The following is a 21526-nucleotide window of genomic DNA, read 5'->3' on the forward strand; positions in this document are numbered from 1 at the left end:
AAAGGGAGGCAGGAGGTGAAGCTCTGCAGGTTCGAGTCCTCCGGAAAGGTCCTCTATGGGGTTATCGAGGGCGGGAGCGTCTTCGAGCTTGACGCCGACCCTTATTCCGGGTCGTTCGTGTTTACAAGGGACTTGATCCGTTCGACAGGACACGACCTCGAAAAGGTGAGGCTTCTTGCGCCCGTCTCCCCGTCGAAAATAGTCGCGATAGGCCTCAACTACAAGGCCCACGCGGCAGAATTCGGGAAGCCCTTGCCCGAGGAGCCGATGATCTTCATGAAGCCCTCGACCGCGGTCATCGGCCCCGGCGACGAGATAGTCTATCCCGCTCACATGTCACACAGGGTGGATTACGAGGGCGAGCTTGCGGTCGTCATTGGGAAGACGGCAAAGGAGGTGCAGTCGAGGGACGCTTCCGATTACATACTCGGCTACACCTGCCTGAACGACGTCACGGCCCGCGACCTCCAGAAAAAGGACGTGCAGTACATCCGGGCAAAGGGCTTCGATACCTTCGCGCCGGTCGGGCCGTGCATATCCACCGACCTCGACCCACTGGATACCGTTATAAAGACCCGCCTTAACGGCGAGACGAAACAGGACACCTCGACAAGGGATATGATATTCAACGTATTCGAGCTCGTAAGCTTCGTCTCCCACGTGATGACGCTCCTCCCGGGCGATATAATCGCCACGGGGACCCCCTCGGGGGTGGGCAAGATGAGGCCCGGCGACACCGTCGAGGTCGATATAGAGGGCATAGGCGTATTGAGGAATACGATAGCCGAAGGCAGGGCTTCCAGGAAGCTCTGGGCTGACGGTTAGTCTTGCAGAGAAGCTTTTTTTGTTCTAATATGTCTCATTCATCCAGTTTGGAATAAGGAGGTTCGCACCAGAGATGCCTGAGGATTTCATCCAGGGCTCTTTCGCGGAGAGGATAGGGGGAAAACTTTTCGGAAAGAGCCAGAAGATCTACAAATTCGAGAAGATAAAGAGGGCCAAGGCAGAGGCCAGGAAGAACAACCCCAATGCGGAGCTCTTTGATTTCGGCGTGGGCGAGCCTGACGAGATGGCTTTCCCGCCCGTGGTAGAGGCGCTTAAGCTCGAATGCGCAAAGCCCGAGAACAGGGGCTATTCGGACAACGGCATACAGGAGCTGAAGGAAGCGGCCGCAAGATACCTCGACAAGGTCTACGGGGTCGCCGGCATAGACCCGTCAAAGGAGGTCGTCCATTCCATAGGGTCGAAGCCCGCGCTGGCCATGCTCCCGGACGCCTTCATAAACCCCGGCGACGGCGTGCTCATGACCGTGCCGGGATATCCCATCCTCGCCACCCACACCGAGTGGAACGGCGGGCGCGTGGTGAAGCTCCCGCTTATGGAAGAGAAAGGGTTCCTGCCGGACCTGGACGCCATTCCGGCAAACGACCTTGCCGGGATAAAGCTCCTCTATCTCAATTACCCCAATAACCCTACCGGCGCCGCCGCGACCCCTGAGTTCTTCGAGAAGGTCGTCGCGTTCGCGAAGAAGAACAAGATTATCGTCGTCCACGACGCCGCTTATGCCGCGCTCTCCTTCGATTCGAGGCCGTTGAGCTTCCTTTCGGTGCCGGGGGCGAAGGACGTGGGCGTGGAGATACACTCCTTCTCCAAGGCCTTCAACATGACCGGCTGGAGGCTCGCATTCGTCGCGGGGAACGAGAAGGCCGTCTCCGCATACGCGCACGTGAAGGACAACTACGACTCCGGCCAGTTCATCGCCATACAGAAGGCCGGGATCTACGCCCTCGACCATCCGGAAATAACCGAGAAGATTTCGGACAAATACAAGAGAAGGCTCAAGCTCATGGTCGAGGCGCTCGATAGCTGCGGCTTCTCGGCCGTCATGCCCAAGGGCTCTTTCTATCTCTATGTCCGCGCCCCTAAAAAAGCGAAAAAGACCAATACGGTTTTCTCGTCAGCCGAGGACGTCTCCGAGTACCTCATAAAAGAGGCGCACATCTCGACCGTGCCGTGGGACGACGTGGGGAGCTACTTGAGGTTCTCCGCGACATTCGCGGCCAAAAACAAGGACGAGGAATACAGGGTGATAGAGGAGCTTAAGAAGAGGCTTAAGGGGCTGGACCTCGAATTCTGAGGGCAACCTCTAAAAATTGATATTTTCCCCGGACTCTTTGTCAGTCCGGGAATAAAAATGCTCACATATTGTCATATATGCTCCGCTTTTTATTCCCGGTCTTCCTCGATTGCGGGAAAAATCTCTGATTTTTAGAGGTTACCTGATAATAGTCAGTCTGACCGGGCCTGAATCCGCTTGCGCGGTTCAGGCCCTTGTTTTTGCGGAGAAAGATTCCCGAATCCGATGGAAGAACGGATATTCATAGCCCTGGGCTCTAACCTTGGGGACAGGGCCGGGAACATCCGCGAGGCGATAAGGCTTGCGGAAAAAGGCGGCGGGCTTGCTGTCGTGAGAATAAGCCCGCTCTATGAATCCGAGCCCTGGGGCCAGGAGGACCAGCCGAGGTTCGTTAACGCGGTCATGGAGGCGAGAAGCGGGTTGCCGCCCGGCGAGCTTTTACAATATCTCAAAGGCATAGAAACGGAGATGGGGAGGCAAGAGGCGGAAAGGTGGGGCCCGCGCCTCATCGACCTTGATATAATATTCTACGGCTCGAGGGTTGTAAAAGACGAGCGCGTCGAGGTGCCGCACCCGTACGCGAAAGAGCGGGCCTTTGTCATGGTCCCCCTCTCGGACATCGCGCCCGGGTTCATCGACCCGCTTTCAGGGGCCCCTGTCTCGGAATTGGCGGAAAGGACCGGGAAAGAGGGGCTAAGGAGACTGGAAGGTTGAAGAGCGTACTCATATTATTGGCCGTATTCTTTATCGTACTTGCGCTTAAAAAGGCGCTCGAGGCAAAAAAGGGGCGCGGGGCCGGAGAGGTCTCGGCCCCCCGCGACACCGTTCAGAACGGGCGCGGCGATAGCGAGGAGATGGTGCTGGATACGGTCTGCGGGACATATGTTCCAATAAGCTCGGCTTTGAGGTCGTCCGAAGGCGGCAGGAGCCTTTTTTTCTGTTCCGATGAGTGCAGGGCGAAGTTCATGGCGGGCCGCCACTAGAGGGGTTTTTACCGGCAAACCCGGAATAATACAGTTGACGCGGGCCCCTCGGGCTTGTTATCCTGATTTTCCGAAATCCTCCTCCGTTCTGTTCGGAGAAGCTCTTGTTTTAAAAAGATTTTTGCGGTCCGTTCCGCTGGAAAAAACTTTTTCGGGAGGGTATGCTCATGGGTTGGGGGAAGAAAAACCGTCTTGCGAAAATAATACGGCCTGAAACCGGAAGGACCGTCATGTTAGCCGTTGACCACGGTTATTTCCTCGGCCCCACGAGCGGGCTCGAAGAGCCGGGAAAGACCATAGCGCCGCTTGTAAAACACGCTGACTGCCTCATGCTTACTAGAGGTGTCCTCCGGGCCTGCGTGGACCCGGGCGTGGACGTTCCCATAATGCTCAGGGTGTCGGGCGGCACCAGCATACTCGGCAACCTCGCGGACGAGGGCACGACGGTCTCGATGAGGGACGCCATCAGGATGAACGCCGCCGGGGTGGCCCTTTCGATATTCGTCGGCGCGGAGCTCGAAAGAAAGTCGCTTCTCGCGCTCGCTGACCTCATAAACGAGGCCGAGGAGTACGGGATACCCGTGCTCGCCGTGACCGCGGTCGGGAAGGAGATGGTGAGGGACTCCCGCTACCTTGGGCTCGCCTGCAGGATAGCCGCCGAGCTCGGCGCCCACGTCGTCAAGACATACTACTGCGAGGACTTCGAGAAGGTAGTAAAGAGCTGCCCGGTGCCCATAGTCATAGCCGGCGGCAAAAAGATACCCGAGAGGGAGGTGATCGACCTCTCCTATAACGCCGTCTCCAGGGGCGCCGTGGGCGTGGACATGGGGCGCAACATCTTCCAGTCCGAGCACCCGGTCGCCATGATAAAGACCGTAAGGGAGATAGTGCACAAGGACTTGAAGCCTGATAAGGCTTGGGACCTCTTCAATACCCTGGCAGGCGAGAAGGAGACCGCCGCCCGTTGAAGGCCGCCGTCTACTACAGCAACAGCGACATACGGATCGAGGAAAGGCCCGTCCCCTCCATAGGTCCCGGAGAGGCGCTCGTGAGGATAGAGGCGAGCGGCATCTGCGGTAGCGACGTAATGGAGTGGTACAGGATAAAGAAGGCGCCGCTCGTCCTGGGGCACGAGATAGCCGGCACCATTGAAAAGACCGGCCCCGGCGTAAAGGGCTTCAAGCCCGGCGACCGTGTGACGGTCGCCCACCACGTGCCGTGCAATACGTGCAGGTATTGCCTGTCCGGGAACCATTCGGTCTGCGACACGCTCCGCTCGACCAACTTCGACCCGGGCGGATTTTGCGAGTTCGTGAGGGTCCCGGCCATAAACCTCGACAGGGGCACATTCGTCCTTCCGGACAATGTGAGCTCCGAGGACGCTACCTTCATCGAGCCGCTCGGCTGCGTTGTCCGGGCGTTCAGGTCGGCAAGGTTCTCCCCCGGCATGAGCGTACTCGTAATCGGGAGCGGCATGTCCGGGCTCCTGCACATAAGGCTTGCGCGGGCCCTCGGCGCAGGTATGATAGCCGCCACTGACATTAACGATTTTAGGCTCGATGCCGCTACCCGCTCGGGCGCGGACCTCGCGCTCGATGCGCGCACGGACGTGCCTGCAAGGATAAGGGAGGCCTTCGGAAGACCTGCCGACCTCGTCATAATATGCGCCGCAAGCGATCCGGCCATAACCCAGGGCCTAAAGAGCGTTGACCGGGGCGGCACTATCATCTTTTTCGCGCCCAAGGAGCCGGGCGGGACATACCCGCTCCCGCTATTCGACCTCTGGAGGGACAACATCACCATCGTCAATTCCTATGCCTCTCCGCCGTACGACACCCTCGTCGCCCTGGAGCTCATCGCCTCCGGAAGGGTCAGGGTCAACGACCTCATAACGCACAGGCTCGGCCTGGGTGAAGCGCAGGAAGGCTTCAGGGTCGTGGCCGGGGCAGGGGCCGGTGCCGGGGAATCGATAAAGGTCGTAATAGAGCCGCAGAGGTGACGCGGATCCAGAGGAGTCTCCTTTGAAGAGGTTAGGCCTCATAGTCAAGGTAAGCAACCCCGAGGCGATAAAGCTCGCCGACAGGGTGGCGGACTGGGTCGTCGATAGGGGCGGCAAGGTCTTTACCGACGAGGGGCTGGCCCTCATGATAAAGAACGCCGTTGCGGTCCCGGTAAAGGACCTCCCCGCGAGTATCGACATGATGGTCGTGCTCGGCGGCGACGGCACCATGCTCCACGCCGCCAGGCTCATAGACGGCAGGCGGGTCCCCATCCTCGGGGTGAACATGGGGAGCCTCGGCTTCCTCACCGCGATAACCGTCAAGGAGGTCTTCCCCGTCCTTGAAAGGATAGAGCGGGACGACTTCATACTCGAGGAGCGCATGCTCCTTTCGGTCGAGCACGCGAGGGACGAAAAGGTCCTCTCGACCCACAAGGTCCTGAACGACGCGGTCATAAAGGGCGAGAGCGCGAGGCTCGTAAGGCTCGAGACTCGCATGAACAGGGAATATGTCAACACCTACAGGGCCGACGGCCTCATCGTGGCCACGCCTACCGGCTCGACGGCTTACTCACTCTCCGCCAACGGCCCCATACTATACCCGACGATACATTCCATAATAGTGGCCCCCATATGCCCCTTCAACCTCACGAACAGGCCGGTGGTCATACCGGACTGGATGACTGTCGACGTGACCGTGAGCCCGGAGCAGTCGAACATCGAGCTCATACTCGACGGCCAGGTGAACCTCCCGCTCGAGAGCGGCGACATGGTCAATATAAGGCGCGCCGGCGAGAGCGTCTATCTCGTGAGATACGACGGAAAGAGCTATTTCGAGATACTCCGCGAGAGGCTTATGTGGGAGGTCGGCATGGTGAGGAGCTGAAGGCATCCTCTGAAAAATTGATCTTTTGCCCGGACTCTGTGTAGTTACGGTAATGAAAATGCTCACATATTGACATATATGCTCCGCTTTTTATTCACGGCCTTCCTTGATTGCGGGCAAAATCTCTAATTTTTTTTGAGGTTGCAAAAATCTCTAATTTTTCAGAGAGCCTTACGGGCCCGTTCTATGCTGCTTGAACTGAGTATCAAGGACTTCGCCATAATCGAATCTCTTTCCATCGGGTTCGGCCCGGGCCTTAACATCTTCACGGGCTCGACCGGCGCGGGAAAGAGCATAATCATGGACGCGCTCGCGCTGGTGCTCGGCGACAGGGCCTCGGGCGACCTCATCCGCGAGGGCAGCGTTGAGGCGCAGGTCGAGGCCCTCTTCGACATCTCGGGCGTAAGGGGGAGCGGCCTTGACGACATGCTCGCCGAGGCGGGCTTCCAGGCCTCAGACGAGCTCCTTATAAAGAGGGTCGTCCAGCGTGCCGGAAGGAACAGGATATACATAAACGGGAGCCTCTCGACGCTTGTGACATTAACGGAAGTAGGGCGTAGGCTCATAGACATATACGGCCAGAGCGAGCACCAGTCCCTCGCGAGGTCTGACGAGCACGTAGAGGTGCTTGATTCGTTCGGAGGCCTTCTTGATAAGCGCGCCCGCATGGCATCGGCATACAGGGAAACGGCAGAGGCGAGGCGCGAGCTTGAGAAGCTCATCGCGGACGCGAAGGGGGGAAGGGAGAGAAAGGAATTCCTTTCCTTTCAGCTGAACGAGCTGTCTGCAGCCGGCTTGAAGCCCGGCGAGGAAGAGGAGCTTAAGGGCCTCAGGGAGAGGCTCCAGTCAGTAGGGAAACTCAGGGAGGCTGCCGAATTCGCCGGGCGGGCCGTATACTCGGAATCCGGCTCTGTTACCGAGAGGCTCGGGGCTGTCGCAAGGTCCTTGAAGGAGGTCTCCGGGCTCGACGAGCGGCTTAAGGAGGCGGCGGCGAGGGTGGAGGCGAGCCTCATCGAGCTTGAGGACGCAGGCGCCTTTTTTCGGGACTACGCCTCCTCGATAGAGGCAGACCCCGATGCCCTGGAAACGGCCTCCGAAAGGCTCGACCTCATCGGCAGGCTCAAGAAGAAATACGGCGGAAGCGTCGGTGAGATGCTCCTTAAAAAGGAAGCGCTGGAAAAGGAGCTCGGGCTTCTTGAGAATACGGACTTGAGGCAGGCGGAGCTCGAAGCCAGGTTCAATGCCGCGCATTCAAAGGCTGCCGTGATAGCCGGCGAGCTTAACGCCGGGAGGCTTGAGGCCGCAAGGGGGCTCAAGGCCAGTATAGAGGAAGAGCTTGCGAACCTCGGCATGAAAGGCGCGGTCTTCGAGGTCCTCGTCGAGGAGGACAGGGGGCACGACGGAGGCCCGAGGCTAACGGAAAAGGGCGCTGACAAGGTGAGCTTCCATATAGCCGCCAACAAGGGCGAGGGCCTCAAGCCCCTCGCAAAAGTCGCTTCCGGAGGCGAGCTTTCGAGGATAATGCTCGCCATAAAGAGCGTAATATCCTCGGGCAGGGTCCCGACAATGGTCTTCGACGAGATAGATACGGGCGTAAGCGGCGCAATGGCCCAGGTCGTGGGGCTCAAGCTCAAAGAGGTGTCCAGGGCCAACCAGGTGCTTTGCATAACGCACCTTCCGCAGGTCGCGGCCTTTGCCGACAGGCACTTCGCGGTATCGAAGGAGGCAGCGGGCGAAAGGACGGTCACCAGGGTCAGGGAGGTAACTGGCGACAGCAGGGTGGACGAGATATCCGCCATGCTCGGCGGCCTCAAGGTAACGGAAACAACGAAAAAGCACGCTTTGGAACTCATTCAGGCTGCAGGCAAGCTCGCCAGGCCGGGCAAGGCGCTGAAAAAGCCTTCTGAGGGAAACTTTCTGTAGAAAGGTTTCCCCCAGACACCTTCAAAGACTTTTGTTCCTGAGCGGGCCCCCCTTTTAGGGGGGGCGCTCAGGAAGAACTGAAAGTTTTTGGAGAGAGTTTGAGAGGAACTTTTTACAAAAAGTTCCTCTCAAAAAGCGCTTTTCGGCACTTTGCCGGGCGCGCAGGGCCGCACAGGAGGAAAAAGGGTAGAATTGGTAAGGAAGGCGCTTCTTTCGGACGTAGAGAGCATACACCAGATAGTCGAGGCGTTTGCCAGGCGGGGCATAATGCTCCACAGGTCGGCCTCGGACATCTGCGCGACGCTGAGGGACTTTTTCGTATACGAGGAGGGCGGGAAGATACTCGGGACCTGCGCCCTGCATATTGCTTCGCCGGAGATGGGCGAGGTGAGGTCGCTTGCCGTAAGGAGCGGGCACACCGGCAGGGGCATAGGGACCAAGCTCGTGACCGCCTGCCTTGAAGAGGCCGTTGAGCTTGGATTAAGGAGGGTGTTCGCGCTCACCTACAAGCCGGGGTTCTTCAAGAAGCTCAGGTTCAAGTGCATAAGCAAGGAGGTACTGCCGCACAAGATATGGGGCGACTGCATAAAATGCGTGAAGTTCCCGAACTGCGACGAAATAGCCGTCATAATCGAGCTCGCGGAAGGGCCGCGGGAAAGGGGGCAGCGTGAAGGGATTTCTTGATGATGCCGGCGCGGAAGAGGCTATAGGGAGGCTCAGGAAGCTCCTCAAGGGCAGGGCGGACTCGTACGAAATATATTTCTCGCTACAGAAGGGCCTGGGTGTCGAGGCCAAAGACGGGGCTGTGGACGCGTTGAAGGCCCGGTCGAGCAGGGGCGTGGGCTTGCGTACCATATCCGGGAAGAGGCTCGGGTTCGCATTTACCAGCGTACTGTCAGAGAGCGCGCTCTTGGAGCTGGTCGATAGCGCTATTTCAGGTAGCAGGGAGGCTTCCGAGGACGAGTATCTGAAGCTCCCCCTGCCGCAGCAGGGCCTTTCAGAGGAAGACCTGGGGCTGTTTGACGGCTCGTTCGGGACGAGGCCGGAAGAGGACCTCATAAAGGCCGCGGTTGAGATAGAGGAGGCGGCACTCTCATTCGACAAGAGGGTAAAGCGGGTGAGGAAGGCCTCCTTTTCCGAGTCCCTGGGCGCGGGAAGGCTCGTCAACTCGAACGGGGTGGACATCGTCCATGCCGCAACATATTACAGCGGGAGCGTCACCGCAGTAGCCGAGGGCGACGGCGAGGCCCAGATGGGCTGGGAGATGGGGACCGGCCACAAGGGAGCTGACGTGGACAGCCGGATAATCGGCAGCAAGGCCGCGGAGAACGCCGTCAAGCGCCTCGGGGCAAGGACCATAAAGACCACGAGGTGCGGCGCGATGATAGAGAATACCGTCGCCTGCGAGCTCCTCGAGGCCCTTGCCGGGTCGTTCCTCGGCGACGGCGTCATAAAGGGGAAATCCATGCTCATAGGGAAGAAGGGGAAGAAGGTGGCGTCGGGCGCGCTCAATATATTGGACGACGGGGTCTTGAGGGGCGGATGGGCCACCTCCGCCTTTGACGCCGAGGGCACCGCATCGAGGAAGACCGCGCTCGTCCTCGAAGGCGTATGCCAGGGCTATCTCTACGACACCTACTGGGCCGGAAGGGCGGGTGCCGCTTCGACGGGCAACGCGGTGAGGGGCGGTTACAAGTCAACGCCCGGCATAGGCATAACGAACCTCTATATCGAAAAAGGCGCAAGGGGGTTCGAGACTCTCCTGAAGGAGCTCGGAAGCGGGCTTTTCATAACCGAGCTCCTGGGTGTGCATACAATCAACGCCGTAAGCGGGGATTTTTCGCTCGGGGCCGCCGGCTTCCGTGTGGAGAACGGGGAGGCGGCCTACCCTGTGAGGGGGATGGCCGTCTCCGGCAACCTGCTTGGGCTTTTCTCGAGCGTGGCCGAGTGCGCCTCGGACCTGAGGTTCATAGGGTCCATCGGCGCTCCCAGCCTGCTGGTCGATGAAATCGAGGCGAGCGGAACATGACTGACGTAAAGGAAGACGCAAGGAAGGTGAAGGAAGTCCTGGCCCTGAACCCGCTTTTCAAGGGCCTCGAGGACTTCTACATAACCGACCTCATCCCGAGGGCGGAATTAAGGTCGTGGCCCGGCGGCATCCAGGTAATCACGGAAGGCGACGAGGGCGACGCCGTATACTTCATCATCTCCGGCAAGGTGAAGGTCACGCTCTACGGCGAGGAAGGGCGAGAGATAGTGCTGGCGGTCCTGAAGAACGGAGACATGTTCGGCGAGATGTCGATAATGGACGACAAGCCCAGGTCCGCTAACGTCGAGGCCGTTACCGACCTCTCCTGCCTGGTCATAAGCAAGTCCGCATTTCTGGAGTACCTCTCCAGGCACCACAAGGTATACATGAGGCTCTTCGCGTACCTTACGGGCAGGCTGAGGGAGGCGACGAGGAAGATAGGCGGGCTCGCGCTCCTGGACGTTTGCGGAAGGATCGCGCACACGCTCATCGGCATGGCGAACGCCGAGGGCTCCAGCGAAAAGGCCATAGCCATAGAGAGGCCCACCCACGAGGAGCTGGCCGCCATGATAGGCTCTTCCAGGGAAGTCGTGAGCAGGGCCCTCAAGAAGATGACCCAGGAGGGCTATATCAAGATAGAAAAAGGCAGGATACTCCTTTATCTCTCCGAGTGACCCGGGTCACTGTCCAGGGCTGCCTGATGAAGTATACTCATCCCGTGCCGCGGCCCGCCAGCGGGCTAAATAGCTTGACACTGGAGCGACGGGTATGCTAATCAATTTGCACTCGAAAAAGCACCCGCAATACCGGAATCCCCTGAGCCAGTACTTTTTATTCAAGTTTTTCCCTTGCGCGCCGATATGAACGGGCGGCGAAACACCGGGACCTTTCCCACCCGTTGAAAAGATTCCGGGCCGGAAAGGGCTCACCATGAGCGGCAGGCGTCCTTGGGCCGCGGCAATCACGCAATACGGCTTCAAGCCCTGGCTCTCCGGAAAACCCCGGCAGAGCGAAAATCCTGGAAGGGAGGACCTCACGTTGGATAGGCGGTTTCTTACGCTCTTTGTCCTTGCGAACGACGCTTCCAAGCCGAGAAAGCTGAATATCCCCTTTAGATACCTCAAGGCCGCCGGAGCTCTTTCAGTCGTCTTTTCACTCGTCCTGGCCTTTATTGTGCTCGATTACATGAGGCTCAGGGTGAACCATGTCGAGTTCTCATCGCTCAAGAAGGAGAACGCCGAGCAGAAGGCAGTCCTCCAGGACTTCGCCTCCAAGATAAGCGGCCTCGAAAGCCAGCTCGCCAGGCTCAACCTCTTCGACAAGAAGATACGCATAATCGCCAATATCGAGAAGGACCCCAAGCCCGCCGGAGGCGCCGAGCAGGTGCTCGGCATGGGAGGAGATTCCTCTGTCGACGAGAGCGCGTTCCCGTCAGCCGGATCCAGGGTCGACGAGCTGGTCGAGAAGATGCGCTCCGATCTCCTGAACCTCGAATACCAGGCCGCCGAGCAGGAAGAGAGCTTCGTCGATCTCAACGACCACCTCGTGAAGAAGTCCGTCATGCTCGCCTCCACGCCTTCGATATGGCCGGCAAAAGGGTGGGTAACCTCCAGGTTCGGGAGCAGGATTTCCCCCTTCACAGGGGCGCCCCAGCACCATGCGGGCATGGACATAGCGAACAGCACGGGGACCCCGGTCATCGCGTCGGCGGACGGGATAGTAGTCAAGGTAGCCAAGGAGGCGAACCTCGGCAGGGTCGTGGTCGTCTCGCATGGGTACGGGATAAAGACCACCTACGGGCACCTCGCCGAGACGGCGGTGGCCGTGGGCCAGAGGGTCAAGCGCGGAGCGAAGATAGGCGCAATCGGCAGCACTGGTCGTTCGACCGGTCCGCACCTCCATTACGCCGTCTCCCTGAACGGGATAAACGTCAATCCTGAAAAGTACATACTCGATTGAACCGGTCCACCAAGGCATGGAAGGCCCCCGGAGAGTTCCGCGGGGCCTTTTTATTTTGCCTGGAAGCCGCTCCGCGCTTTTAAAAATGATTTCGGCCAGTGTGGAAATATTGTTATAATTATGCTATTATAATTGTTTTCCGGACCAGGGCGAATCTGTGCCATAATAGCCGCTATATTGCGGATTTGATAAAGCGATATCCGGGCGGTTGCATAAGGGCGTTGAATCCCATGCCGCCCAAAAAATAGGAAAATCAGGGGAATATGTTAAACAGCCTGCTTAAAAAAGTTTTCGGCTCCAAGAATGAGCGCGAAGTCAAAAAGATGGCGCCCATAGTCGCGGAGATAAACTCGCTTGAGCCGTCCATGAAGGCCTTGAGCGACGAGGGGCTCAAGGACCTGACCTTGAGGTTCAGGGAGGAGCTTGCCTCCGGCAAGACCCTGGACGACATGCTGCCGAGGGCGTTCGCCGCTGTGAGGGAGGTCGCGTGGAGGCGCTTGAAGATGCGCCATTTCGACGTCCAGCTCATGGGCGGGTACGTGCTCAACAGCGGCAAGATCTCCGAGATGAAGACGGGCGAGGGAAAGACCCTCGTGGCCACGCTCCCGCTCTATCTTAACGCCCTGACCGGCAAGGGAGCGCACCTCGTTACCGTGAACGATTACCTCGCCAGGAGGGACAGCCACTGGATGGGGGCGGTATACCACGCCCTCGGCCTTACCGTGGGCATCATCCAGAGCGACGAGAGCTACGTCTACGACCCTTCCTACACCGAAGGGCCGGGCACTTTCACACACCTCCGTCCCGTGACGCGTAAGGACGCCTATAACGCCGACATAACCTACGGCACCAATAACGAGTTCGGGTTCGACTACCTCCGCGACAACATGAAGTTCTCGCTCGACGAGTACGTGCAGCGGGAGCACAACTTCGCCATAGTCGACGAGGTGGACTCCATCCTCATAGACGAGGCCAGGACACCGCTCATCATCTCCGGGCCGACCGAGGACTCCACCGACAAGTATTACGAGATAGACCGCATAATGCCGGGGCTCAGGAAAGAGGACCACTTCACGGTCGACGAGAAGGCCAAGCAGGTCCTCCTTACCGAGGAGGGCATGAACAGGGTGGAGGAGCTCCTCGGCATAGATAACCTCTACGACCCGGCGCACATAGAAACGCTCCACCACGTGAACCAGGCGCTCCGCGCGCACGTCCTCTTCCACAGGGACGTGGACTACGTCGTGAAAGAGGGCCAGGTCATAATAGTAGACGAGTTCACGGGCCGCCTCATGACGGGAAGGCGCTGGAGCGACGGGCTCCACCAGGCGGTGGAGGCCAAGGAGAAGGTCAAGATAGAGAGCGAGAACCAGACGCTGGCGACGATCACATTCCAGAACTACTTCAGGATGTACGAGAAGCTCGCGGGCATGACCGGCACCGCCGACACCGAGGCCGCCGAGTTCCGGAACATCTACAATCTCGACGTGGTGGTCATCCCCACGAACAGGCCGCTGGCGAGGGTGGACGCGACGGACCTCGTCTACAAGACCAAGAAGGAGAAGTTCAAGGCCGTAATAAAGGACCTCGAGGAGTCCTACAGGCAGGGGAGGCCGGTTCTCGTCGGCACCATCTCCATCGAGGACTCCGAGCGCCTCTCCAAGATGCTCGCAAGCCACAAGATCCCGCACCACGTGCTGAACGCCAAGCAGCACGAGCGGGAGGCCGAGATAGTGGCACAGGCCGGCAGGCTCAAGGCCGTGACCATATCGACCAACATGGCCGGTAGGGGGACCGACATACTACTCGGCGGAAACCCCGAGTACCTCGCCGCCGCCCGCGCCGGGAAGGACGACACGAACCCCGAGTACAAGGCGGCGATCGAGAAGGCGAGGGCGCTCTGCGAGGAGGAGAAGGCCAGGGTCCTAGCCCTGGGAGGCCTCTACATCCTCGGCACCGAGAGGCACGAGTCCAGGCGCATAGACAACCAGCTGCGGGGCCGAGCGGGCCGCCAGGGCGACCCGGGCTCGTCAAGGTTTTACATGTCCCTCGAGGACGATCTGCTCCGCATATTCGGCTCTGAGAGGATAGCCTCCATAATGGAGAGGATAGGCATGGAGGAGGACGTGCCCATCGAGCACGGCCTCGTCTCCAAGGCCATAGAGAACGCGCAGAAGAAGGTAGAGGGCCATAACTTCGACATAAGGAAGCACCTCCTGGAATATGACGACGTCATGAACCAGCAGAGGACCGTCGTCTACGGGTACAGGAAGCAGATACTCGGGCAGCAGGGCCTCCGGGAGATGGTGAAGGAGTTCTCCGACGAGGCCGCGAGGGAGCTGGTCGGCACGCACGTCGACGAGAAGAGCCATGTCGAGGACTGGGACCTTAAGACGATAAACGACGCGGCCATGATGCAGTTCGGGATACACTTCGGCCCCGACGACATGCAGGGCGTGAACAGCCGCGAGGCGCTTGCCGAGGCCATAGCCGAGAAGGCATGGAAGTCATACGAGGAGAAGGTCGCTCTCGTCGGGAACGAGTCCTTCCTCCAGTTCGAGAAGGTGATACTGCTGCATACGCTGGATTCCCTCTGGAAGGACCACCTGCTTTCCATGGACCACCTTAAGGGCGGGATAGGGCTCCGCGGCTACGGCCAGAAGAACCCCCTGCAGGAATACAAGAAGGAAGGGTTCGAGCTCTTCGCGGGCCTCATCGCGAGGCTCCGGAGCGAGGTCTGCGAGCGGCTCTTCAAGGTGCAGATAAAGATGGAGGGGAACGCCGAGGCCGCCCCGCCTCCCCCGCAGCCCAGGCAGAGCCAGCAGAGGGTGAGGTACTCGAGGGGCGAGGAAGCGGATAAGGGCCCCGAAAAGGAGCAGCCTGTCGTAAGGGCCGGCGAGAAGGTGGGCAGGAACGACCCGTGCCCATGCGGGAGCGGCTTGAAATACAAGAGATGCTGCGGCATGACCGTGGCAAGATAAGGCGGCGGAAAGCGGGATGGCGGATTTCACGAAGGCCGGCAGGCAGTTCGAGCTTAGGGTGCCGGGGTTCAGGGCCGCGGGCGCGGCTGCGGGCATAAAAAAGAACGGAAAGAAGGACCTTGCCGTAATCGTAAGCGACTCCCCGGCATCGGTTGCCGGGGTCTTTACGACCAATTCCGTCAAGGCCGCCCCGGTCCTCCTCGACATGAAGAGGATTAAAAAAGGGCTGGCGAGCGGGCTTATAGTGAATAGCGGCAACGCCAACGCGTGCACAGGAAAAGAAGGCATGCGGAACGCGGAGGCCATGGCCGAGATGGCCGAGCGCACGCTGGGCTTGAAGAAGGGGAGCGTGCTCGTGGCCTCGACCGGAGTCATCGGCGTGCCGCTCCCGATAGAGAAAGTGGAGAAGGGACTTCCTTTGCTTTCCAGGTCCCTCGGGTATGAGGGCCTGGGCCAGGCGGCGGAGGCCATGATGACCACCGACGCCTTTCCCAAGAAGACCGTGATGAAGGCGAAGATCGGCGGCGTTGAAGTAACGCTCGCCGGGATCGCGAAGGGCGCCGGCATGATATGCCCCGACATGGCCACGATGCTCGCCTTCTTTTTCACCGACGCCCGCATAAAAGCCCCGGCGCTTTCAAAGGCCCTGAAGGCCGCGGTCGACCTTTCCTTCAACAGCATAATAGTCGATAACGACACCTCCACCAACGACACCGTCCTCGCCTTCGCGAACGGCGCCGGGAACGGCGGCGAAATAAGGGAGGGCACAAGGGAGTTAGATTCCTTCACCGTGCTCCTCACGGCGGCCTCTACCGAGCTCGCCCACATGATAGTGAAGGACGGAGAGGGCGCGACAAGGTTCGTGGAAATAGAGGTCTCGGGCGCGGCAAGCGCGGCGGATGCCAGAAGGGCCGCCAGGACCGTCGCCGAATCATACCTTTGCAAGACCGCCTTTTTCGGAGGCGACCCGAACTGGGGGCGCATAATCGCCGCAATAGGCAGGGCGGGCGTCAGGATGAGGGAAGAGAGGACCGCCGTATCCTTTAACGGCGTGCAGGTCGTTCTAAAGGGGCTCGATACCGGCAAGGAAAGGGAAGCGGCAAGGGCCATGAAGAAAAAGGAGCTCCTGGTGCTGGTTGACCTGGGCGCGGGCAAGGCCTCGTCAAGGGTCTGGACGACCGACCTCACCTACGAGTACGTCAAGATAAACTCCGCTTACAGGACCTAAGGAGGCAACCCCATGGAACCTTTTCTTAAGGAAGCTGAAAAATGGCTGAGGCAGGCCGAATACGACCTGAAGGCCGCGGAGTGGACGCAGCAGGGCGGCTTCCACGCCCAGGCAACCTTCCTTGCGCAGCAGTCGGCCGCCAAGTCCCTCCGGTCCTTCCTCTTCTTAAGCAAGGAGGACGCCCGCGAGACACGCTCTGTCGTGGAGTTGATCGACAGGGCCATAGTCCACGAGGAGGAGTTCAGAAAATTCGTGGGTTCGTCCAGGAGCCTCGACCTCTATTACAAGACCTCGCGCTTCCCGGACGCAATCCCGGGCGGCATCCCCTCGGAAGTCATATCGGGCAAGGAGTCGGTCGAGGCGATACGCCAGGCAGCCGACATAATCGCCATAGTCGAGAAGAAAAGGAAGTCGGCCATTCCGGAAAGCCTTTAGACGCGCGCCCAGCCGGGCGCCCCGGTCTTTTAGCAGGTTGCTGAAATACTCAAAATTTCATGAAGGCTGCTCAAAAAGCTCAAGATGCAAGGAGTCGAAAAATGAGGAATGAGGCGTACTTTCACTGTACGCCGGAATGTCCAATTTTGAAGACGACGCAGCAGATTGGGCTTTTTCAGCAGCCTGTTAAGACGCGGTGTATATTTAGACGATGTCCGTAGACATAATCCTTATACTGCCCCTCGTCTTCGGGGCCATAGTGGGCAGTTTCCTGAACGTCTGCATTCACAGGATCCCGCTCGGCGTATCGATAGTCTCTCCGCCTTCGAGCTGCCCGAACTGCACCAATCGCATACCCTTTTACCTGAACGTCCCGGTAATAAGCTACATATTGCTCCGCGGAAGGTGCTCCGCGTGCGGCGAGCCGTTTTCGGCGAGGTACCCCGTGGTCGAGGCCTTTACTGCTCTCGTCGCGCTGTTTACGTTCCTCAAGTTCGGCCCCACTCCGGAGGCCGCGGTCTATTTCGCGTTCCTCTCCGCGCTCATAGTCATAACCTTCATAGACCTCGACCTCAAGATAATACCCGACGTCATCAGCCTTCCGGGCATAGCCGCGGGGCTTCTGGCCTCGTTCTTTCTCCCTTACCCCGGGGTGCTGAATTCGTTCATCGGCGCCGCAGCCGGGGGCGGCGTACTCTTTGCCGTGGCCTGGGGGTATTACCTGGCGACCGGGCAGGAGGGCATGGGAGGCGGGGACGTGAAGCTCCTGGCCATGATAGGCGCGTTCCTCGGCTGGAAAGGCGTGATCCTTACGCTCCTCATCGGGTCTTTTACCGGCGCTCTCACAGGCGCTCTACTCATGCTCGCGCTAGGCAAGGGTTCGAGGTACGCGGTGCCGTTCGGCCCGTTCCTCGCCTTGGGGGCCGCGGCGCACCTTTTCTTCGGCGAGTCTATAATAAGCTGGTATCTACTCAAGGCCACGGGCGGCTAAAATGAAAAAAGGCCTCGGAATCCGTTTCCAGCTGACCGCGGGCATGGTCATAATGACCGTAGCTGGAATAGGCCTCATAGGGCTCCTCAGCGTAAAGATAGTCGAGAGGAGCGCGCTCATGTGGAAGGCGAGCCAGGCCGGGGACATGGTGAGCTTTGTCCGCGCCGCGTTCAGGGTCCAGAAAGAGGGGGCGCTTGCCGCAAGCATCACCGGCGCCGCGTTGAGGGAAGCGGGGGTTTCTGCCTTCAGGCTCACCGGGCCTAACGGCAGGACGATAATAGCCGAGGGCTCCATGCCCCACGGGCCCGGCGAGCGGTTCGCGCCCCTGGAAGGGTTCGAGGCCTTCAGGTACGGCGGAGGGTGGTTCGAGGGCGCCGGAGACAGCCTAAGGATATCGGCCCCGGTAAGCTGGCCGGGGCAGGGGAACGGAAGGCTCGAGTTCGTCCTGGGACTTTCCGATATAAACGAAGATATGGCAGGGGCCAGGAGGTTCCTCCTCGTCTACGCCCTCCTCGACTCGGCCGTCATAGTCATATTCGGCCTCTTCCTCCTTTCGCGCTCCGTCGTTGGGCCGATTAAACGCCTCGAGGAGGCGGCCACAAGGATAGCCGGGGGCAGGCTCTACGAGCGGGCCAGGGTCGACGTGGAGAACGAAATAGGGAGCCTCGCCGCCTCCTTCAACAGCATGGCCGGGAGGCTTGAGGAGGAGATAAGGTCGCTTGAGCGCGTGAACCTGGAGCTTACCACAGCGCAGGACGAGGTCCTGAGGTCCTCTACCCTTGCCGCCGTCGGAAGGCTGGCCGCCGGCATAGCGCACGAGATAGGGAACCCGCTCGGCGCGCTCAGGGGCTACATGGACCTCCTCGGGAAAGGCGGCCTTGACCGTTCCGAGGAGGCCGAGATAGTCGAGCGCGCCTCCAGGGAGGTGTCGAGGATAGATTCAATCGTGAGGGAGTTCCTGGAGGTGGCCCGGCCCCATCGTCGGGAAGGGGTTGCTATCGCGCCAGTGGACGTGAACGCGCTCGTCGAGGAGACGCTTGCGTCACTTTCCATGAGGGACGACTTCAGGGGGGTAAGGGCGGAGATGGACTTGAGGGAGGGGCTTTCGCCGGTTATGGCCGACGAGGGGAAGCTCAGGCAGGTATTCATGAACCTCCTACTTAACGCGGCGCATTCGATGGAGGGGATGGCTGACAGGCCTGTGAGGATATCGACGGGGACCGAGAGCAGGCCCAAAAAGGCCGGAAGGCGGAGAAGCGACCAGCCTCTGGGGACCGATGCCGCTGCCGCGGAGTTCGTGACGGTCTCTTTCTCGGACAGCGGCTCCGGCATATCAGATGAGGACGCGAAGAGGGTATTCGACCCTTTCTTCACGACCAAGGGCGCGGGCAGGGGCACGGGCCTCGGGCTTTTCGTCTCGCAGTCGATAATAGACGCGCACGGCGGGGAGATAGCGTTCAGGTCGGCCCCCGGCGAGGGCTCGGTCTTTACCGTCGCCCTCCCGTCCGGGAGGAACCGATGAGGATACTCATAATCGACGACGAGGAGTCGATGCGCCACATGCTTTCCGTCATCCTCAAGAAAGAGGGCTATGATACGGTCTCGGCCCGTGACGCCCAAGCCGGGCTTGCGCTCCTTGAAAAGGACGACTTCGATTTCATTCTCTCGGACATACGGATGCCCGGCATGGACGGGACCGGGCTCTTGAAGGCCGTGGCCGGCAAGGGCGTCGCCTCTCCGGTCATAATGATGAGCGCCTACGGCTCGATGGACTCGGCGATGGAGTGCATGAAGCTCGGGGCCTACGACTACATATCCAAGCCCTTCAAGGCCGACGAGATAGTTCTCGTATTGAGGAAGGCCGAGGAGAGGGAGAGGCTCCGCAGGGAGAACAGGAGGCTCAAGGAAGAGGCCGCGAGGGAGTATGACGTGTCCGGCATAAGGACCTCCGACCCCGTTATGGGCGGGGTGCTCGGCCTCGTACGCAAGATATCGGACTATTCGACCTCGGTCCTTATTACTGGCGAGAGCGGCACCGGCAAGGAGCTTGTGGCCCGCGCGATACACTACGGCGGCAGCCGCTCGGGCGGGCCTTTCGTGGTCGTCAACTGCGGGGCCCTCCCGGGGCCGCTCCTTGAAAGCGAGCTCTTCGGCCATGTGAAGGGCGCGTTCACCGACGCCCACAGGAGCAAGGCCGGGCTTTTCCAGGAGGCCGAAGGCGGCACAATCTTCCTCGACGAGGTCGGCGAGCTGCCGATGGAGCTCCAGGTAAAGCTGCTGCGCGTTCTACAGGAAGGCGAGGTGAGGAGGGTAGGCGACAACAGGCCGGTGAAGGTAGACGCAAGGGTCGTCGCCGCCACTTTAAGGGACTTGAAGCAGGAGATATCGAGGGGCGCTTTCAGGGAAGACCTTTTCTACAGGCTGAACGTCATAGAGGTCAAATTGCCGCCACTCAGGGAGCGTCAGGGCGACATACCGCTCCTTGCCGAATGGTTCGTCGAGAAGTATGCGCGGAAATTCATAAAGCCGCCCAAGGCGATTTCCGCCGGGGCAATGGCGGCGCTTAAGGCGTATTCCTGGCCCGGCAACATAAGGGAGCTCGAGAACGTCATAGAGCGGGCCATGATACTCGAAGAGACCGGGACCATCAGGGAGTCGTCCCTCCCGTTGCTTGCCGGACCAGAGGCCCCAGGGAGCGCCGGAGCTTCCGGCCTCTCCATCAAGAAGGCCCAGGAAACGATGGAAAGGGAGCTTATAAGGAAGGCGCTCGACCAGACCGGGAATAACAAGACAAAGGCCGCCATGCTCCTCGAAATCAGCCACAGGGCCCTCCTTTACAAGATAAAAAGTTATGGACTATGAAAAAAGTGCATAGTTTCGTGACACCCATCCTTAGCTGACCTTAAATAAATCAATAACTTAAGTTTTGGCATGCTGCTTGCTTTTCTGAATTGGCATGAACAGGCGTCCTTTCATGTGCATTCAGCGGGAGAAAGGTTTCTCGCTCGTAGAGGTCCTGGTGGTCATTGCCCTCATCGGCATCATGCTGGGCATAGGCGGCCCTGCGGTCATCTCTCAGATGTCGCACATAAAATTCACCAGGGCCGTAAGGGACGTCGCCACCGAGCTCAACGCGGCGAGGCTCAAGGCAATAGCGGAGAGCAAGCCCATGCAGGTCGCTTTCTCCGGGGCGACTTACAGGCTCAAGGAATGCAACTCGCCGCCGTGCGCCGACGACGAATGGACCGATTACCCGACAAGGGGGGCTCGCGAACTCGGGACCGGGGCGACCATAACGGCGCCGGGCTCAACCTTCACCGTCGCTTTCTTCGCTAACGGCACCGCGACCGCGACGCTCATCTGCATGAGGAACGCGTCTGACGCGGGCGACCAGATGGGCATAAGCATTACTGGCACGACAGGCCTTATCAAAGTGACTACGGGATGCACGACATGAAGACTTTTCCTCACGACAAGGGGTTTACGCTGGTCGAGGTGCTTATCGCGATGACGATACTCTCGATAGGCATACTGGGCATAGCCGGGCTTGCAGGCACGGCCGTAAGGGCCGCGAGCTTCAGCGAGTCCATGACGCAGGCGAACAACCTGGCGCAGCAGAAGCTGGAGGAGCTGCTGTCGGTCGATTACAGGAACCTCCATGTAACGGACACGGCGGCCACAATGGCTCCTTTAAGGAGGAACTGCACCCTCACGACCTCCTCGTCCAGCAGGCCGGTCTACACCTGCACTCCGGTAGACCCGATTATCCAGCTTGAGGGCAAGCGCTTCAACTGGTCGTATACGGTAGCCTTCATCGACCTCGACGGCAGCGGCGAGGCGAACCAGAACCGTGACGGGCTCAAGAGGCTGGACATCACGGTCACGTGGACGGACAGCCTGTGGAGGAGCACGAAAAGCCTGACGCTTACAACCATGAGGACGAGGGGATGATGAGAGCCGACCGAAATCCCGTTT

At 59.6% G+C, this 21526-nt stretch carries 20 protein-coding genes; all 20 read left to right on the forward strand.

Translation table 11 applies throughout. The features are described 5' to 3' along the window. The first annotated feature begins 15 nt into the window (after positions 1-15). Positions 16-825 (forward strand): fumarylacetoacetate hydrolase family protein, encoded by an 810-nt coding sequence (locus QY316_05415; protein WKZ33835.1) that lies wholly within the window; start codon positions 16-18, stop codon positions 823-825. 73 nt (positions 826-898) lie between these two features. Next, entirely contained in the window at positions 899-2137 is a 1239-nt protein-coding gene (locus tag QY316_05420; protein WKZ33836.1) for an LL-diaminopimelate aminotransferase, read from the forward strand. A gap of 225 nt (positions 2138-2362) precedes the next feature. Beyond that, positions 2363-2851, forward strand: a complete 489-nt coding sequence (gene folK, locus QY316_05425) for a 2-amino-4-hydroxy-6-hydroxymethyldihydropteridine diphosphokinase (protein ID WKZ33837.1) — start codon at positions 2363-2365, stop codon at positions 2849-2851. After that, entirely contained in the window at positions 2848-3120 is a 273-nt protein-coding gene (locus QY316_05430) for a transcriptional regulator (GenBank protein WKZ33838.1), read from the forward strand. Before folK ends, QY316_05430 begins: the two co-directional genes overlap by 4 nt. A 167-nt stretch (positions 3121-3287) precedes the next feature. After that, positions 3288-4088, forward strand: coding sequence for a 3-hydroxy-5-phosphonooxypentane-2,4-dione thiolase (gene lsrF, locus QY316_05435; GenBank protein ID WKZ34084.1), 801 nt, complete (start codon positions 3288-3290; stop codon positions 4086-4088). Then, positions 4085-5119 (forward strand): alcohol dehydrogenase catalytic domain-containing protein, encoded by a 1035-nt coding sequence (locus tag QY316_05440; GenBank protein WKZ33839.1) that lies wholly within the window; start codon positions 4085-4087, stop codon positions 5117-5119. The genes lsrF and QY316_05440 overlap by 4 nt, the downstream gene beginning before the upstream one ends. Before the next feature lie 22 nt (positions 5120-5141). Beyond that, the gene (locus tag QY316_05445) at positions 5142-6005 is read left to right on the forward strand and encodes an NAD(+)/NADH kinase (GenBank protein ID WKZ33840.1); all 864 of its coding nucleotides are present in this window, start codon (positions 5142-5144) and stop codon (positions 6003-6005) included. 186 nt (positions 6006-6191) lie between these two features. Further along, positions 6192-7928, forward strand: a complete 1737-nt coding sequence (gene recN, locus QY316_05450) for a DNA repair protein RecN (protein ID WKZ33841.1) — start codon at positions 6192-6194, stop codon at positions 7926-7928. A gap of 192 nt (positions 7929-8120) precedes the next feature. Beyond that, on the forward strand, positions 8121-8612 hold the full coding sequence (locus QY316_05455) for an N-acetyltransferase (protein ID WKZ33842.1): 492 nt from the start codon (positions 8121-8123) through the stop codon (positions 8610-8612). Next, on the forward strand, positions 8596-9957 hold the full coding sequence (locus tag QY316_05460) for a TldD/PmbA family protein (protein ID WKZ33843.1): 1362 nt from the start codon (positions 8596-8598) through the stop codon (positions 9955-9957). The genes QY316_05455 and QY316_05460 overlap by 17 nt, the downstream gene beginning before the upstream one ends. Then, a complete protein-coding gene (locus tag QY316_05465) occupies positions 9954-10631 on the forward strand; it encodes a Crp/Fnr family transcriptional regulator (protein ID WKZ33844.1) in 678 nt (225 codons plus the stop codon). The genes QY316_05460 and QY316_05465 overlap by 4 nt, the downstream gene beginning before the upstream one ends. Before the next feature lie 364 nt (positions 10632-10995). After that, positions 10996-11916 (forward strand): M23 family metallopeptidase, encoded by a 921-nt coding sequence (locus QY316_05470; GenBank protein ID WKZ33845.1) that lies wholly within the window; start codon positions 10996-10998, stop codon positions 11914-11916. Between the two features lie 263 nt (positions 11917-12179). Continuing rightward, a complete protein-coding gene (gene secA, locus QY316_05475) occupies positions 12180-14897 on the forward strand; it encodes a preprotein translocase subunit SecA (GenBank protein WKZ33846.1) in 2718 nt (905 codons plus the stop codon). A gap of 16 nt (positions 14898-14913) precedes the next feature. Further along, a complete protein-coding gene (gene argJ, locus QY316_05480; GenBank protein ID WKZ33847.1) occupies positions 14914-16125 on the forward strand; it encodes a bifunctional glutamate N-acetyltransferase/amino-acid acetyltransferase ArgJ in 1212 nt (403 codons plus the stop codon). A gap of 12 nt (positions 16126-16137) precedes the next feature. Further along, positions 16138-16560 carry a HEPN domain-containing protein gene (locus QY316_05485; protein ID WKZ33848.1) on the forward strand — a complete coding sequence of 141 codons (423 nt, stop codon included), beginning with the start codon at positions 16138-16140 and terminating at the stop codon, positions 16558-16560. Between the two features lie 211 nt (positions 16561-16771). After that, a complete protein-coding gene (locus tag QY316_05490) occupies positions 16772-17551 on the forward strand; it encodes a prepilin peptidase (protein WKZ33849.1) in 780 nt (259 codons plus the stop codon). Position 17552: 1 nt separating this feature from the next. Beyond that, entirely contained in the window at positions 17553-19073 is a 1521-nt protein-coding gene (locus tag QY316_05495) for an ATP-binding protein (protein WKZ33850.1), read from the forward strand. Next, complete coding sequence (locus tag QY316_05500; protein WKZ33851.1) at positions 19070-20413, forward strand: sigma-54 dependent transcriptional regulator; 1344 nt, start codon at positions 19070-19072, stop codon at positions 20411-20413. The genes QY316_05495 and QY316_05500 overlap by 4 nt, the downstream gene beginning before the upstream one ends. Positions 20414-20525: 112 nt before the next feature. Next, positions 20526-21008: a prepilin-type N-terminal cleavage/methylation domain-containing protein gene (locus QY316_05505; GenBank protein WKZ33852.1), complete on the forward strand. Its 483-nt coding sequence runs from the start codon at positions 20526-20528 to the stop codon at positions 21006-21008. After that, positions 21005-21502: a type IV pilus modification protein PilV gene (gene pilV / locus QY316_05510; GenBank protein WKZ33853.1), complete on the forward strand. Its 498-nt coding sequence runs from the start codon at positions 21005-21007 to the stop codon at positions 21500-21502. The genes QY316_05505 and pilV overlap by 4 nt, the downstream gene beginning before the upstream one ends. Positions 21503-21526 lie beyond the last annotated feature (24 nt).

This window comes from Thermodesulfobacteriota bacterium (assembly GCA_030583865.1).
GTDB lineage: Bacteria > Desulfobacterota > GWC2-55-46 > GWC2-55-46 > GWC2-55-46 > UBA5799.